Genomic DNA, 15,542 nt, shown 5'->3' with positions numbered 1-15,542 from the left:
TTTGTCGGCTCTGGCGTCCAGGATTTGCCGTTTTCGCCACCCGATGGCGGGTCCGATGTGCACTGTCGGGTAAGGAAGAGGCCCGCCCCACGTCTCCGACGGGCCTCTCCGGACGCCTCAGCCCATGTGCGGGTAGGTGTGGTCGGTCGGCGGGACGAAGGTCTCCTTGATCGTCCGCGGCGACGTCCAGCGGACCAGGTTGTGCCAGGAGCCCGCCTTGTCGTTGGTGCCGCTGGCCCGGGCGCCGCCGAACGGCTGCTGCCCGACCACCGCGCCGGTCGGCTTGTCGTTGATGTAGAAGTTGCCCGCCGCGTACCGCATCTTCTCCGCCACCTGGTCGACCACCCGGCGGTCGTTCGCGAAGATCGACCCGGTCAGCGCGTACGGCGCGATCGACTCGGCCTGGGCGACCACGTCGTCGAAGCGGGCGTCGTCGAAGACGTGCACGCCGAGGATCGGGCCGAAGTATTCCGTGGTGAAGGTCTCGTGCGCGGCGTCGGAGCACTCGAACAGCGTCGGCCGGACGAACCAGCCGACCGAGTCGTCGGCGGTGCCCCCGGCCAGGATCTTGCAGCTGTCGTCGCCCTTGATCAGCTCCAGCGCGGCGGTGTGCCGGCCGAACGCCTTGTCGTCGATGACCGCGCCGCCGAAGTTGCTGAAGTCGGTCACGTCGCCGTAGGTCAGCGACTCCGCGGTGGCGGCGAGCCGGTCCCGCAGCCCGCCCTCCCACAGCGACCGGGGGACGTAGGCCCGCGAGGCGGCCGAGCACTTCTGGCCCTGGTACTCGTAGGCGCCCCGGATCAGCGCGGTGTGCAGCGCGTCCACGTCGGCGCTGGTGTGCGCGACCACGAAGTCCTTGCCGCCGGTCTCGCCGACCAGGCGCGGGTAGCCCCGGTAGCGGGCGATGTTGTCGCCGACGGTCTTCCACAGGTGCTGGAAGACCTTGGTGGAGCCGGTGAAGTGGATGCCGGCCAGGTCCGAGTCGGCGAGCACCACGTCGGAGACCTCCTCGCCCCGGCCGGTGACCATGTTGATCACACCGGGCGGCAGGCCGGCGGCCTCGAACAGGCGCATCGTGAAGTGCGCGGCGAACTGCTGGGTCGGGCCCGGCTTCCAGACCACCGTGTTGCCGAGCATGGCCGGGGCGGACGGCAGGTTGCCGGCGATCGCGGTGAAGTTGAACGGGGTGACCGCGTAGACGAAGCCCTCCAGGGGCCGGTGGTCGAAGCGGTTCCACACGCCGGACGAGGACATCGGCTGCTCGGCCAGGAGCCGGCGGGCGAAGTGGACGTTGAACCGGAGGAAGTCGATCAGCTCGCAGGCGGCGTCGATCTCGGCCTGGACCGCGGTCTTGGACTGGCCGAGCATGGTGGCCGCGTTGAGCGTGTCCCGCCAGGGGCCGGCGAGCAGGTCGGCGGCGCGCAGGAAGATCGCGGCCCGCTCCTCGAACGGCAGCGCCCGCCACATCGGCGCGGCGTCCTTGGCGGCCCGGACCGCGGCCCGCGCGTCGTCGTGGGTGGCGTGCCCGGTGACGCCGAGCACGTGCGCGTGCTTGTGCGGCTGCACCACGTCGATCGACGCGCCGCCGGCCATCCGCTGCTCACCGGCGATGGTCATCGGCAGCTCGATCCGGTCGGCGGCCAGTTCGGCCAGCCGCCGCTGGAGCCGCTCCCGGTCGGCGCTGCCGGGCTCGTAGGTGTGGACCGGCTCGTTGCGCGGCTCGGGTACGGAGAACACGGCGTCCATCACAGGCTCCTGTGCGATCTCGACGGCGGTGGCGAAACCGGCCCCGCGAGCGCGGCCGGGCGGCCGGCGCCGGACACCGCGTGGTGGACCGGTCGCGGCGGCGGGACCTGGGCCGATTGTTTCATGCGACGCCGTCGCCGACCCGGGCTCCCCGGGTGCGGCACCGAACACCGGACGGACTCCCCCTCTTCGGACCGTCGGTCCATTCCCGCCCGGAACCGACGAAACGTCGGCACAGATCGCGCGCGGTCGACGATTCATCGGCAGTCTCGGCCCACCCCCGCGCCCCGTCGGCACCCGCCAGTCGGCCGGGGTGACATGCGCCGGGGCGCGCGGCCCGCCCGTCCGGGAGGGCGCGCCGCGCCGCGTACGCTGGATGACCGGTGACCCGCCCGGCCCGGCGCGGCCGATCCGGCGTCCGTCGAAAGGGAGACGATGAGCAACCAGCCCGGCAGCTCCACGGCCGCGGAGCCGGACCAGCCCGAGGTCGTCGACGTGGCCCCCGCGGTCGGGCGACCCGAGTACGCGTCGGGCGCGCTGCCGCTGGCCCTGCTCTCGATCGCCTGGCTGGCGGCCATGCTCTGGTCCACCCGGGAGGCGATCACCTCGACCGCCGCCGGGGTCACCGCGATCAGCCTCTCCGCGTACGCGCTCCCGGGCGTGATCACCGCGGCGCTGGTCACCGGCGCCACGGTCGCGCTGGCCGCCACCAACCGGCTGGCCCGCGCCACCCTGCGCTTCCTGGCCACCGTCGGCGCCGGCCTGCTGGTCGGGCTCGTCGCCGCGGTGGCGATCAACCTCACGTACGCGGACAACGCCACCACCAACACGATCGCCGGCACCACGGCCGCCGCCGCGATCATCGGCGGCGCGGCGGCCGGGGCGCGGCAGGCCCGGGTGGTGGCCGCGATCGCCGCCGCCACGCTCGCCGCGCAGGTCTTCGTGGTGCTGTTCAGCCGGGCCCGGGATCCGCTCTCCGATCTGTTCGGCGCCGGCGAGACCCAGCAGTCGGTGCTGGACGCCGCCAAGTGGGTGTCCCGCACCGAGTCGCTGCTCGCCGGGCTGGTCGCCGGGCTGGTGGCCTACCTCTACCTGGCCTGGTCCCGCCGCCGCGCGGAGCGTCGGCACGGCGCGGCCGCGCCGCTGCGCTGGCCGGCGTACCTGGTGGCCGGCGCCGGCGCCGGGCTGCTCCTGCTGCTCACCGAGGTGATCATCCGGATCGGCGGGCGGGGGCTGCTCGACCTGGCCGCCGCGCTCAGCGAGGCCGACCAGGTGGCGCAGACGGCGCTCGGCACGTCGCGGGTGGACAACGGCATCTGGGTGCTCTTCGTGGGCGCGCTGACCACGCTCATCGTCTTCGGACGCACGCTCGGCCCGCGCCCGGTCGAGGAGGAGGACGAGCCGGCCTCCTGAGCCGGCCGGCCTCAGCCGACCTCGCGCAGCAGCAGGTCCAGCTCGGTCACGTCGTACCACTCCAGCTCGTGGTCCTCGACGCCGTCGACGGTGAACTGGGCGTCGGGGTCGCCGGCCTGCGCCTCGGCCACCACCGCCACGGCCGCGGTCACGTCCTCGACCGCCTCCGCGCCGTCCACGTGGATCGCGGCCACCGACCTGACCGGCACCGGGCCGGCCAGCCCCACCACGCTGGAGCCCAGCTCGCCGCCGGCCCGACCGACCGCCCGGGCGGGCAGGTCCACCGAGACCACCACGCGCCGACGGGGAGCGCCGGCGTCGGCACGCAGCAGGAGCAGCGCGTCCTGGGCGGCCCGGGTGAAGGCGACGTACTCCAGCTCCTCCTCGTCGCCCTCGGCGTACCACTCGCGCAGCTCGGGGGTGACCGCGTGCGCCGCCTCGGCGGACAGGCCCTCGTCCCGCAGCCGGCCGAGCATCGGCACGGTCGCCGGCAGGTACACCCGGACAAGCTCGTCGGTCACCGGTCTCTCCCCCGCACTCAGGCCGCCGGCCGGCACACGCCGGCTCCGGGCGCCGATCATGCCGTACGCCGTGACCGTCATACACCCGGCACCCGCCCGGGCGAAGCCTTCCGCCGGTGTGTCCGCCGAAGCGGGACTCGGGAACGTCCGCCGGTGATGGCAAACTGACGCAAACGAAAACAACCCCGGGAGTCACCGTGGAGTCGAGGTTCCTGCTGCTGTCCGACGTCGCCGCCGAGCTGAACGTCTCGGACTCGCAGGTCTACCACATGGTCCGCAGCGGAGAGCTGCCCGCCATCAAGATCGGCGGACGGGGTCAGTGGCGGGTGGAGCGGGCGCGGTTGGAGGAGTACATCGAGCGCAAGTACGCCGAGACCGCCGAGTGGGTGCGCGGGAACCCGCTGGGTGAGCGCGACGCGGAGTGATCCCACGCTGACCGTAGGCCATTGACGCGCCCGACTCCGGTGCCGGAAGATGAGGTTCTATCGCAGGCAAACGAAGGCAAACGCAAGGATTCGAGGGCTGACATGGTCGACTCCCGCCGTCCCCGGTCACCACGTCCACCGGTTCGCCTCCGGCCCGCCCCGCCACTCGACCCGCCCTGCACGGACGAGGATCCGGCCTGGGGCCACACCGGTCAGCTCGCCCTCGACCTGATCGACCGACGCCCCGGCGACCTCGGGCGACCCGCCGGGCGCGCCCCCGACCACGGTCCCGGCTGGCCCCGCTGGCTGACCTCCGGCGCGCTCCGCACCACCCCGGGCGAGGGCGGCACGCACCATTCCCCGACCTCCGGAGAGGGCGCCCCGCACCGCGACACCACCGCGAGCGGGGACGGCCTCGGACGCCCGCCCGTCGGGCCACCGCCCGCTCCCGCCACCGCCACGCCCGAGGCCGCCCGAGCGGCCCACCGGTTCGTCCGCACGTTCCTGGAGATCGTCAACGGCTTCCGGCCCCCCGGGCAACTCCGGCCACTCTGCCTGCCCGAGGCCGCCGCCCAGGTCTCCGCGGAGCTGACCCGGGCGGCCCGCCGGGTGACCCCGGTCCGCCGCCGCAGCGCCCGGCCCGCCCTGCACCTGCGCCGCCTGCGGATCTGTGAGCCACGGGCCGGCGCGGTGGAGGCCACCGCCGTGTTCACCGGCGCCGGCGGCACCAGCTGGGCGGTCGCCGTGCGCCTGGAACACCGGCGCGGCAACTGGCTCTGCCTCGTGCTGGACGTCCTCTGACTCTCACCACGTCGTCGATCCGGACGGGGTGAGACGCCGACAGGCCCCGGCCGGTGGCCGGGGCCCGTCGGGCTATCTGGGTCAGTTGCCGCCGTTGGGCGAACCGTGGCAGCGCTTGTACTTACGGCCGGAACCGCACGGGCAGGGCGCGTTACGGGACGGGCCCTCACCACCGTCCACCTGGCCCGGGGTCGCCCGCCGGGCGGTGCTGGAGGCCATCGCCTGACCGCTCGCTCCGCCGGCCGCGGCCGGGGTCCGGCGCGGCGCCGAGGCGGCCGGGCGCTCGGACGTCCGCTCGCCGATGCCCAGCGCCGGGGCCTGCTGCTCGGCGCGCTCGATCACCGGCGCACCTCGACCGGCCTCGCCGTCCACGGCGGGCGCCGAGTATTGCAGGCCCTGCTGCTGCGGCGCGCGGTTGAGGCCCTTGGCCCGGATCTCCACCGGCTTCTCCAGCAGCTGGACCTCCTCGGCCTCCGGCTCCGCCTCCTCGACCTGCACGTCCAGGTTGTAGAGGAAGCCGACCGTCTCCTCCTTGATGCCGTCCATCATGGTGGCGAACATGTCGAAGCCCTCGCGCTGGTACTCGATGACCGGGTCGCGCTGGGCGTACGCCCGCAGGCTGATGCCCTCCTGGAGGTAGTCCATCTCGTAGAGGTGCTCGCGCCACTTGCGGTCGATCACCTGGAGCAGGACCATCCGCTCGAGCTGGCGCACCGCCTCCTCGCCGAGGCTCTCCTCCCGCCGGTCGTACGCGGAGTGCGCGTCCTCCTTGAGGCGGGCGAGCAGGAAGTCCTGGTCGAGACCGGCCCGGGAGCCGACCTCCTCCTCCAGCTCCTCGACCGTGACGCCCACCGGGTAGAGCTGCTTCAGGCTGGACCAGAGCTGGTCGAGGTCCCAGTCCTCGGCGTAGCCGTCGCTGGTCGCGCCGACCACGTACGCGCCGATCACGTCGTCGATCATGTTGCGGACCTGGTCGGACAGGTCCTCGCCGTTGAGCACCCGCAGGCGCTCGGCGTAGATCACCTGGCGCTGCTTGTTGAGCACCTCGTCGTACTTGAGGACGTTCTTCCGGATCTCGGCGTTCTGGCCCTCGATCTGGGCCTGCGCGCTCTTGATCTGGCGGGTGACCATCTTCGACTCGATGGGCACGTCCTCCGGGATGTTGAAGCGGTCCATGACCGCCTCGACGGCGCCGGCCCGGAACCGCTTCATCAGCTCGTCCTGGAGGGACAGGTAGAACCGGGACTCGCCCGGGTCGCCCTGCCGGCCGGCACGACCGCGCAGCTGGTTGTCGATCCGGCGGGACTCGTGCCGCTCGGTGCCGAGCACGTAGAGCCCGCCGGCGGCGGCCACCTCCTCCGCCTCGACGTCGCAGGCCTGCTTCCAGGTCGGGAGGATCTCCTCCATCGCCTTGGCGTACTCCTCCGGCTGCTCGACCGGGTCGAGACCGCGCTGGCGGAGTTCGTTGGCGGCGAGGAACTCGGCGTTGCCGCCGAGCAGGATGTCGGTGCCCCGGCCGGCCATGTTGGTGGCGACCGTGACCGCGCCCTTGCGCCCGGCCTGGGCGACGATCTCCGCCTCCTTGGCGTGGAACTTCGCGTTCAACACCGAGTGCGGGATGCCGCGGCGGCGCAGCATGTGCGACAGGATCTCGGAGTTCTCCACCGAGACGGTGCCGACCAGCACCGGCTGGCCCTGCTCGTGCCGCTCCGCGATGTCCTCGACGACGGCGTTGAACTTGGCCTTCTCGGTCTTGTAGATGACGTCGGGCCGGTCGAGCCGGACCATCGGCCGGTGCGTCGGGATGGTCACGACGCCGACCTTGTAGACCTTGTTGAACTCGCCCGCCTCGGTCTGGGCGGTGCCGGTCATGCCGGAGAGCTTCTCGTAGAGGCGGAAGTAGTTCTGGAGGGTGATCGTGGCCAGGGTCTGGTTCTCCTGCTTGATCTCCACCCCCTCCTTGGCCTCGATCGCCTGGTGCATGCCCTCGTTGTAGCGCCGGCCGTGCAGGATCCGGCCGGTGAACTCGTCGACGATCAGGACCTCGCCGTCGCTGACGATGTAGTCCTTGTCGCGCTTGTAGAGCTCCTTGGCCTTGATCGCGTTGTTCAGGTAGCCGACCAGCGGCGTGTTGACCGACTCGTAGAGGTTGTCGATGCCGAGCCGGTCCTCGACCCTGGCCACGCCGCGCTCGGTGATCGCGATGGTGCGCTTGGCGTAGTCGACCTCGTAGTCGCCCTCGCCGTCGGTGCCGGGCTGGAGGCGGGCCACCACGGACGCGAACTCCTGGTACCACCGGGCGGAGTGCTCGGCCGGGCCGGAGATGATCAGCGGGGTGCGGGCCTCGTCGATGAGGATCGAGTCGACCTCGTCCACCACGGCGAAGAAGTGGCCGCGCTGGACCAGCTCCTCCTTCGACCAGGCCATGTTGTCGCGCAGGTAGTCGAAGCCGAACTCGTTGTTGGTGCCGTAGGTGATGTCGCACTCGTAGGCCGCGCGGTGCTCGGTGGCGGGCCGGTTCGGCAGCACCACGCCGACGGTGAGCCCGAGGAACTCGTGCACCCGGCCCATCCAGGCGGCGTCGCGCTCGGCCAGGTAGTCGTTCACCGTGATCACGTGCACGCCCTTGCCGGCGAGCGCGTTCAGGTAGACCGGCATGACCGAGGTGAGCGTCTTGCCCTCACCGGTCTTCATCTCGGCGATGTTGCCGAAGTGCAGTGCCGCGCCGCCCATCACCTGGACGTCGTAGGGCCGCTGGCCGAGCACCCGCGAGGCGGCCTCCCGGCACACCGCGAACGCCTCCGGCAGGAGGTCGTCGAGGGTCTCGCCATCCTCAAGCCGCTCCTTGAACTGGTCGGTCATGCCGCGCAGCTCGTCGTCGCTGAGGTTGACGTAGTCGTCCTCGATCGAGTTGACGGCAGCCGCGATGGCCTTCAGCCGACGCACCATGCGGCCCTCGCCGGCGCGAAGGACCTTTTCCAGAATCGACACGGATCAACGCTCCCCTAGACGGTCTCGAACCATCGTAGGCGCTCCGGCGCGGCGATGGTCACTGGTGGCGGCGGTCCGGGTCAGCGAACCCGACATAACGCCGCGACCGCACGCCGGGGGCCGCTAATCGGGTTACGCCGTCGGCGAACGATCCGGCACGATGGCTCGGATGGAGCCGGTGGAGATCATCGAGGACGGGCTGTTGCTACGCCCCTGGCGGGCCGGGGACGCCGACGCTGTGCACCGCGCCTGCCAGGATCCGGACATTCAGCGCTGGACCACCGTACCTCGCCCGTACCTGCCCGAACACGCCGTCGCATTCGTGACCACGATCAGCGCCACCGCCTGGGCGGACGGCACCGGGGCGCCGTTCGCGGTCTGCGACGCCGCCACCGGCGAGCTGCTCGCCTCGTGCGGCCTGGTCTCCGTCGACCAGGCGCTCGACTCGGGTGAGGTGGGCTACTGGACCGCGCCGTGGGCCCGCGGGCGGGGCGTCGCGGTCCGCGCCGTCCGGGCGGTGGCCCGGTGGGCCTTCGACGCGCTCAAGCTGCGCCGGATCACCTGGCAGGCCGAGCTCGGCAACCACGCGTCCCGGCTGGTCGCGCTGCGCGCCGGCTTCCGGATCGAGGGCGAGCTGCGGCTGGCCCACCCGGCCCGGGGCGGCCGGCCGGAGGGGTGGATCGGCTCCCTGCTCCCGGCCGAGCTGGCCGCGCCCGGTGACCCCGTCCCGTACGGCCCGGACACGCTCCAGGCCCGCAGGGCGGCGGTCTTCGGCCGCCCACAGCCCGTCCTGTTCGCCACCGCCGGCGACACCGAGCTGCGGCTGCGCGCGCTGGAGGAGCGGGACCTGGCCGAGGTCACCCGCACCTGCCAGGACGAGCAGACCGTGCGCTGGACCACGGTGCCGCACCCCTACCGGCCCGAACACCCCGAGAGCTTCCTGCGCGACCTGGTGCGCCCGGCGTGGGCGCGCGGCACCGCCGCGACGTTCGCGGTGGCCGACCCGGAGGACCGCTACGTCGCCTCGCTCGACCTGCGGATCCTCCCTGGCGACCCGCTGGTGGCCGACGTCGGCTTCATGACCGCCCCACACGCGCGGGGTCGGGGCTACCTGCCGGCCGCGCTCACCGCGGTCTGCGCCTGGGGTTTCACCACGCTCGGCCTGGCCCGGGTCGAGTGGCGGGCCAACGTGGGCAACACCGCGTCCCGCCGGGCGGCCGAGAAGGCCGGCTTCACCGTCGAGGGCACGCTGCGCGGCGGCGTCCAGCACCGCGGCGAGCGGCACGACGTGTGGGTCGGCGGGCTGCTGGCGGGAGACCTGGCATGACCCCGGAGACGATCGAGGGGTACGGGGTACGGCTGCGGCCGTGCGCTCCGGCCGACGTACCCGGCACGGTGGCCGGCCTGACCGACCCGGAGTCCCGCCGGTTCATGCCCTTCCTGCCCGACCCGTACGACGCCGACGCCGCCCGGTGGTGGATCACCGAGGGCGCACCGGCGGCCCGGGCGGCCGGCGGAGCCGCCTACACGATCGCCGACCCGGCCACCGACCGGCTGCTCGGCAGCATCGGCCTGACCCGGCTCAGCGCGGAGCGGGCGACGTACGAGATCGGTTACTGGGTGGGCCCGTCGGCACGCGGCCGGGGCGTGGCGACCGCCGCCACCCGGCTGCTGAGTGAGCAGGCGTTCGCGGCCGGGGCGGGCCGGCTGGAGTTGCTCACCCGCGCGGAGAACGTGCCGAGCCAGCGCATCGCGCTGGCCTGCGGCTACCGGCACGAGGGGGTGCGCCGGGCGGCGGGCGCGGGCGTCGACGGCGTCCGTCAGGATCTGGTCGCCTGGGTGCGGCTGGCCGACGACCCGCCCGGGCCGACCGCCCGCCTGCTGCCGGACCTGCCCGACGGCCGGCTCACCGACGGCGTGGTGACGGTGCGCCGCGTGGAACCGGCGGACACGGACGCGCTGCACCGCCTGCACACGCTGCCGGAGGTGGTGGCCAACCGGGTGCCGCCGGAGCCGCCGGAGCGGGAGGTGATCGCCCGTCGCTGCCGGCTGGCGGCCAGCCACTGGCTGGCCGGCGCCTCCGCCGACCTGGCGATCCTCGACGCGGTGACCGGCGCGTTCGTCGGCGGCTGCGCCCTCGTCCACGACGAGCCGGCGACCGGTCAGGCCATGCTGGGCTACAGCCTGCTGCCCGAGGCGCGGGGGCGCGGGCTGGCCGCCCGGACGGTGCGGCTGGTCTCCGGATGGGCGTTCGACGTCGGCGTGGCCCGGCTCTGGGCCGGCACCCGGCCGGAGAACGTCGCCTCCCAGCGGGTGCTGGAACGCGCCGGCTTCCGGCGGGAGGGGCTGTTGCGCGGGCGACTGCCCGGCGCGGGCGGTACCCGTACCGATTCGGTGATCTTCGGTCGGCTGGCTACGGACGGAGAGTGAGTGGGGCCCCACGAGCGCGGAGCCCCACTCGTCCGGGTCAAGGGGTCAGGTGCCGAGCGAGATGATGCCGTAGTCGTACGCGCGCCGGCGGTAGACCACACTCGGGCGGCCGGACTCCTTGTCCTGGAACAGGTAGAAGTCGTGCCCGACGAGTTCCATCTGGAACAGCGCGTCGTCGACGGTCATCGGTTCTGCGGGGTGGACCTTCTCCCGGGCGATGTGCCACGGCTGGTCGTCGGGTTCCTCGAAGTCGCTCTCGTCCGGACGGTCAGCGACGGCGGTGGCCGCACCGTGGCCGTTCAGCACCGCCAGGCCGGGCCCGTCCAGGTCGGCCACCGGAAGACCGGCGGTCGCGGCGGCCACGGAGAGCGGCGCGTGCCGCCCGCGGTGCACCCGGCGGCGGTCGGCCGCCCGGCGGAACCGGGTGTCCAGCTTGGCGATGGCGGCGTCGAGCGCGCTGTAGAAGTCGTTCGTGCAGGCCTCGGCCCGGATCACCGGACCCCGCGTGACGCAGGTGATCTCCACCCGCTGGCAGTGGTCGGCCTGGCGCGGATTGCGCTCGTGGAACAACTCGACGTCCACGCGAATGAGTTTGTGGTCGTAGCGTTCGATCTTCGCGAGCTTCTCGGCTACGTGCACCCGGTAATGGTCCGGCACTTCGACGTTACGGCCCTTGACCACGATGTCCACGTGACCTCCCTTGTTCGGACGGTCGTTCGGTCCGGATCTTCCGGTCGACGCACCCGGGGAGGGCCCCGCTCGGCGTCCACCGGTGGTGTACGGCTACGCCTCCTTCCAGTGCCGGGGGAAGGTTGGCATCCTCACTACCCCCGACACCGAAACGCTAACTCCTGTTCGGCCACCCGTCACCCCCGGTTGCCGAAGGCGGTCGCGAAATTTAACAGCTCATACACCATGGGGTGAAACGGATACACGAAGCGTCACCGAAGCCGCCGCTTTTGCGTTGCGGCGAGCACCGCCGCGGCCTTTGGCGTCATTCCCGCGCGGTGCAATATCCGGCTCACCGCCGCGAGCGTTGCCCCGGTGGTGACGATGTCGTCGAGCAGCACCACGGCGCCGACCGCGGGGACCGTACGCCGCAGCCGGAACGCGGCGTCCGCCGCGGCCGCCCGACCGGCGCTGTCCAGCGCCACCGAGTCCGGGCGCGGCAGCGCCCGCAACGGCCGCAGCACCCGGACCGGCCAGCCGGCCGCGCGGAGCCGGGCGGCCGCCGGGCGGGCCAGCCGCTCCAGGTGGTCGCCGTAGCGGGCCCGGGCCGCGCGGGCGGTGTCCGGCACCGCCACCAGCGTCACCGGGCCGGGCGGCCCCACGGCCTCGGCGACCACCTCGGCCAGCAACGCCCCCAGCGGCCGGGCCAGCCCGTGCCGACCCCGTTCCTTGTACGCCAGCAGCCCCTCGCGCAACGCGCCGCCGTACGGCCCGAGGGCGACACAGGGCGGCAGGTCCGGTGGGGCCGGATCGGGGCGGGTCGGCGCGGGACGCAACGACTCCAACTCGTCCACACAGCGCGGGCAGAAGCCCTGTCGCAGCCCCGGGGAGCGCGCCGCGCAGCCGGCGCACCCGGCGGGCAGCACCAGGTCGGTCAGGTCCGCCCAGAGCCCGCCCACGTCCGGCACCGGTAGCCCTCAGTAGAGGAAGAAGGGCGCCGTGGGGTTGGTCGCCCGGCTGCCCGCCGGCACGTCCAGCACCTGTTCCGGCTTGATGATGTCGAACGGGTTGTTCCGGAAGGCCGCCCGGTTCGCCTCGTACATGTACGACTGCGACGGTGGTCCGCCCGTTGACGCGCCCGGGTACGCGGCCAACTGGGACACCTCGGCGCCGATGTCCCGCTTGAGTGCGATCTCCCGGCCGCCGTCGACACTGAGCTGGTGGATCGCCGGCCGGAGGTCCGGCTCGTTACCGGCCAGGACCAGGTCGTTCTCCAGCAGCCAGTCCACCGCCGTGACGCCGGTGAGCTCGGTCGCCAACGGACGCGGCTGGCCCACCACCACGCCGCCGTCGACGCTCACCGCGGCCACGTAGAGGGCGCCCCCGCTGACGAGGGCGATCCGGTGACCGTCGAGGGACCCGGCGACCGCCACCACCGGACCGGGGACGGCCAGGGGAACCTCGCTCATCGCGGCCGCACCGTCGAAGCGGTAGAGCTTGCCGTCCGCGGCCACCAGGCCGGACGGGCGGTTCTGATCCGACGAGCGGAGCCAGGTGGGCCGGCTGATGGCACGGTAGGACCGGGCGCTGGTGGCCAGCCCGGTGACCGGGGCCGCGCCGAAGCCGACCCGCAGCCGCTGCCGCCGGTCCGCACCGGTGACCACCAGCGCGGCCCGCGTCCCGTCGCCGGCGTACGCGAGCGCCGCGGAGGCCACGTTCCGGTTGTCCGCGGGTGCCAGCGGGACGGCGGCCCGCGGCTCGTTGCCGATGGCCAGCGGGCGGATCGCGCCGTCGTACACACTGAAGCGCGCCGGGACGCCGCCGGCCGGGTACGCGGCGTGCGCCGTCCGCTCCTGCTGGAGGTCGACGGTGCGCCGCTTCTGGTTCTGGATCTTCAAGTCGAGCTGCCCACTCAGATCGGGCAGCGACCAGGCGAGCTGGGTGGCGAGCAGGCCGAGTTTCTTGTCGTCGGCCCCCGGCATCGTGAGGTTGACCTCCCAGCGCCCGTCGGCGCCGGTGGCGTTGTTGATCGGACGGGTGCCGTCGGGCAACCCGGTCACGCCGGTCTCCAGCCAGTCGGACGGGTCGCCGGTCAGCCATCTCACCACCTCGGTGACCAACCGCTCGGTCGGCACCGACGAGGGCAGGTAACGCAGATCGGGCACCAGCCGGGACTGGTCCGCGTTCCAGAAGTAGATGGTGTGCGGCAGGTAGTACTTCCCCAGCGCACTGTCGCTGACCAGCAGCACGTTCGGTACGGCGGTGAGCAGCAGCCCGGACCCGGTCGGATCGGCCCGGCGAAGCTGGAACACGTACTCGGTCTCGCTGGCCTCCGGCGGCGCCAGGACGCCGTTGGCCCGCAGCACGCCGACCTGCTGCACCTTGACGGTCACCACGCTGGTGCCCTGGTTGTTCGGCGGGGTGACCTCGAGCTTCTCGCGGAGTCGCACCACGGTCAGGCCGATCTCGCTGCTCTTCTGCTTCTCCGGGAGCAGGCTCTTCGCCTCCTGGGCGATGAACTCCTTGGCCCGGGCGTACGCCTGCTCACGCTCGCCGGCGGCGGCCGCTCGCAGGTAGTTCTCGATGAACGGACCGGGCTCGTCGCTGTCTTCGGGGCTGGGCGGCCGCGCAGGGCTGCCGTTGGAGGCGCCCGCCTCGGCGGCCGGACCCGAGCCGTCGACCTGGACCTCGGTCTCGTTCGGGATCCCGCAGCCGGTCAGCCCGGCCGGCAGCAGCACGCCACCCAGCAGCAGAGCCAGCACCCGCCGTCTGAGGGAGAACTTGCTTCTCACGGGTTCACCTCTGCTCGGTCGGCGTCGGCGGGGCCGATGGCCAACGCCCCGGCGCCACTGCCCGGGCCGATGGCGAGCAGGCCACCGTCGCGCGGGCCGCCGAACGGCAGGGTGACGTCGGCCGGCACCAGCCGCAGCGGTGAGGTGGTGAGCCGGTCCCCGGCCCGGGCCGGCAGGGTGAGGCGGAACTGCGCGCCCTGCCCCGGCGCGCCCCACGCCTCCAGCCAGCCGCCGTGCAGCCGGGCGTCCTCCAGGCTGATCGACAGGCCCAGGCCGGTGCCCCCGGTCTGCCGGGCCCGGGACGGGTCGGCGCGCCAGAACCGGTTGAAGACCAGCTTCTCCTCGCCCGGCTTGAGGCCGACGCCGTGGTCCCGGACCGTGATCGCCACCGCGCTCTGGTCCATGCCCAGGGTGATCCGCACCGGCTTGGCCTCGCCGTGCTCGACCGCGTTGCCGACCAGGTTGCGCAGCACCCGCTCGACCCGGCGCGGGTCGACCTCGGCGATCACCGGCGTGTCCGGCAGCTCCAGCTCGATGGTCACCCCCACCCGCTCGGCCAGCCCGGCCAGCCGCTCGGTCACCCGGTGCACCACCGGCACCAGGTCGGTCGGCTCGCTGTCCAGCACCGCGAAGCCGGCGTCGAACCGGCTGATCTCCAGCAGGTCGGTGAGCAGCTCCTCGAACCGGTCCAGCTCGGCCTGGAGCAGCTCGGCGCTGCGCGCCACCGCCGGGTCGAACTCGTCCCGCTCCGCGAAGATCAAATCGGCCGCCATCCGGACCGTGGTCAACGGGGTGCGCAGCTCGTGCGAGACGTCCGAGGTGAACCGGCGTTGCAGCCGCGACATCTCCTCCAGCCGGAGGATCTGCCGTTGCAGGTTGGTCGCCATCTGGTTGAACGAGGCGGCGAGCAGGGCCAGGTCGTCCTCGCCGGAGACCACCATGCGCTGGTCGAGCAGGCCGGCGGAGAGGCGCTGGGCGGTGCGCGCGGCCACCCGGACCGGGGTCACCACCAGGCGGGTGACCAGGGCCGCCAGCAGGCCGAGCAGGAGCACCAGCGCGACCCCGGTGGCGACCACCGTGGCCCGGGCGTCGGCCGCCGTGCTGTCCTGCCGGGCCAGCGGTACGAGGTAGTAGAGCTCGACCTGCCCGAACCGGGTCGGCACCGGGGAGCCGTAGACCAGGTATTTCGTCCGCTCGCCGCCGAGCGTGCCGGTGCGGATCTGGTGGGCGACCTTGCCGGACGACGCCACGGTGGCGCGCAGCTCGTCGCTGATCAACGCGCGCACCGGCACGTCCGGTGAGGTGCGCGGCTCGATGAACTCGGCGAAGTTGTCGGCGGTGATCGCCACCACCACCCCGCTGGTCTGCGCCGGGTCACCGCCGGCCAGGTAGTTGACCGTGCCATCGATGCTGTCCTGGAGCTGCGCCTCCTGCGGCTGGCTGTAGAGGTTGAACTGCTTCGCCGCGTATTCGCTGCCGTTGCTCAGCCGGGCCCGCACGTCGGTCTCGGCGTTCTCCAGCAGGATGTTGGTGATCTTGTCGGCGATCAGGTAGGCGAAACCGCCCACCAGCAGACTCGACGCCACGAGTGTGATGGTGACCACGCGGACCTGGAGCGACCGCCGCCAGGCCTGGTGCACACCGGCGGCGAACCGCGTCGACCGGCCGGCCACGACGCGCCACAGCGCCCACGCGGCGGATGGCCGGCGGGGCGCGGTCGGCGGGTCGGGCAGCGGGGTGGTCACCACAGTGCT

Annotated in this window: 12 protein-coding genes; 5 read left to right on the top strand and 7 right to left on the bottom strand. The window is 73.1% G+C overall.

Annotation, left to right across the window (positions count from 1 at the left end):
• Window positions 1-117 precede the first annotated feature (117 nt).
• Window positions 118-1,746: an L-glutamate gamma-semialdehyde dehydrogenase gene (pruA, locus tag ACN27B_RS14930; RefSeq protein ID WP_422745511.1), complete on the bottom strand. Its 1,629-nt coding sequence runs from the start codon at window positions 1,744-1,746 to the stop codon at window positions 118-120.
• Between the two features lie 435 nt (window positions 1,747-2,181).
• Between pruA and ACN27B_RS14925 the strand changes: the two genes are divergently transcribed.
• Window positions 2,182-3,159 carry a hypothetical protein gene (locus ACN27B_RS14925; protein WP_422745509.1) on the top strand — a complete coding sequence of 326 codons (978 nt, stop codon included), beginning with the start codon at window positions 2,182-2,184 and terminating at the stop codon, window positions 3,157-3,159.
• Between the two features lie 11 nt (window positions 3,160-3,170).
• Here ACN27B_RS14925 and ACN27B_RS14920 read toward each other — a convergent pair whose 3' ends face one another.
• On the bottom strand, window positions 3,171-3,680 hold the full coding sequence (locus tag ACN27B_RS14920) for a DUF6912 family protein (protein ID WP_099164767.1): 510 nt from the start codon (window positions 3,678-3,680) through the stop codon (window positions 3,171-3,173).
• Between the two features lie 197 nt (window positions 3,681-3,877).
• Between ACN27B_RS14920 and ACN27B_RS14915 the strand changes: the two genes are divergently transcribed.
• Complete coding sequence (locus tag ACN27B_RS14915; RefSeq protein ID WP_099162455.1) at window positions 3,878-4,105, top strand: helix-turn-helix domain-containing protein; 228 nt, start codon at window positions 3,878-3,880, stop codon at window positions 4,103-4,105.
• Between the two features lie 102 nt (window positions 4,106-4,207).
• Complete coding sequence (locus ACN27B_RS14910) at window positions 4,208-4,906, top strand: Rv3235 family protein (RefSeq protein ID WP_422745506.1); 699 nt, start codon at window positions 4,208-4,210, stop codon at window positions 4,904-4,906.
• A gap of 81 nt (window positions 4,907-4,987) precedes the next feature.
• Here the strand turns inward: ACN27B_RS14910 and secA are convergent, their stop codons facing one another.
• Entirely contained in the window at window positions 4,988-7,897 is a 2,910-nt protein-coding gene (gene secA, locus ACN27B_RS14905) for a preprotein translocase subunit SecA (RefSeq protein WP_099162457.1), read from the bottom strand.
• A 169-nt stretch (window positions 7,898-8,066) separates the two neighbouring features.
• Here secA and ACN27B_RS14900 point away from each other — a divergent pair, with 169 nt between their 5' ends.
• Both ACN27B_RS14900 and ACN27B_RS14895 read left to right on the top strand, forming a co-directional pair.
• Window positions 8,067-9,224, top strand: coding sequence for a GNAT family N-acetyltransferase (locus tag ACN27B_RS14900; protein WP_422745504.1), 1,158 nt, complete (start codon window positions 8,067-8,069; stop codon window positions 9,222-9,224).
• Window positions 9,221-10,327 (top strand): GNAT family N-acetyltransferase, encoded by a 1,107-nt coding sequence (locus ACN27B_RS14895; RefSeq protein ID WP_099162459.1) that lies wholly within the window; start codon window positions 9,221-9,223, stop codon window positions 10,325-10,327. The genes ACN27B_RS14900 and ACN27B_RS14895 overlap by 4 nt, the downstream gene beginning before the upstream one ends.
• Window positions 10,328-10,372: 45 nt before the next feature.
• Here the strand turns inward: ACN27B_RS14895 and hpf are convergent, their stop codons facing one another.
• The 4 genes from hpf to mtrB form a co-directional block, all read right to left on the bottom strand.
• On the bottom strand, window positions 10,373-11,017 hold the full coding sequence (gene hpf, locus ACN27B_RS14890; RefSeq protein ID WP_091581574.1) for a ribosome hibernation-promoting factor, HPF/YfiA family: 645 nt from the start codon (window positions 11,015-11,017) through the stop codon (window positions 10,373-10,375).
• A 251-nt stretch (window positions 11,018-11,268) separates the two neighbouring features.
• Entirely contained in the window at window positions 11,269-11,964 is a 696-nt protein-coding gene (locus ACN27B_RS14885; RefSeq protein ID WP_099162460.1) for a ComF family protein, read from the bottom strand.
• A 9-nt stretch (window positions 11,965-11,973) separates the two neighbouring features.
• Window positions 11,974-13,788 carry an LpqB family beta-propeller domain-containing protein gene (locus ACN27B_RS14880; RefSeq protein ID WP_099162461.1) on the bottom strand — a complete coding sequence of 605 codons (1,815 nt, stop codon included), beginning with the start codon at window positions 13,786-13,788 and terminating at the stop codon, window positions 11,974-11,976.
• Complete coding sequence (gene mtrB, locus ACN27B_RS14875) at window positions 13,785-15,536, bottom strand: MtrAB system histidine kinase MtrB (RefSeq protein ID WP_422745500.1); 1,752 nt, start codon at window positions 15,534-15,536, stop codon at window positions 13,785-13,787. The genes ACN27B_RS14880 and mtrB overlap by 4 nt, the downstream gene beginning before the upstream one ends.
• Between the last annotated feature and the right edge of the window lie 6 nt (window positions 15,537-15,542).

Source organism: Micromonospora sp. WMMD754, assembly GCF_049315235.1.
Taxonomy (GTDB): domain Bacteria; phylum Actinomycetota; class Actinomycetes; order Mycobacteriales; family Micromonosporaceae; genus Micromonospora; species Micromonospora sediminicola.
Note: the sequence above shows the minus strand (reverse complement) of the source record. Positions and strands in the feature narration are given on the sequence as shown.

Excerpts from the sequence above, each read along its gene's own strand:
- pruA (WP_422745511.1), bottom strand. The coding sequence starts at position 1,746 with ATGGACGCCGTGTTCTCCGTACCCGAGCCGCGCAACGAGCCGGTCCAC.
- ACN27B_RS14925 (WP_422745509.1), top strand. The coding sequence starts at position 2,182 with ATGAGCAACCAGCCCGGCAGCTCCACGGCCGCGGAGCCGGACCAGCCC.
- ACN27B_RS14910 (WP_422745506.1), top strand. The coding sequence starts at position 4,208 with ATGGTCGACTCCCGCCGTCCCCGGTCACCACGTCCACCGGTTCGCCTC.
- ACN27B_RS14900 (WP_422745504.1), top strand. The coding sequence starts at position 8,067 with ATGGAGCCGGTGGAGATCATCGAGGACGGGCTGTTGCTACGCCCCTGG.
- ACN27B_RS14895 (WP_099162459.1), top strand. The coding sequence starts at position 9,221 with ATGACCCCGGAGACGATCGAGGGGTACGGGGTACGGCTGCGGCCGTGC.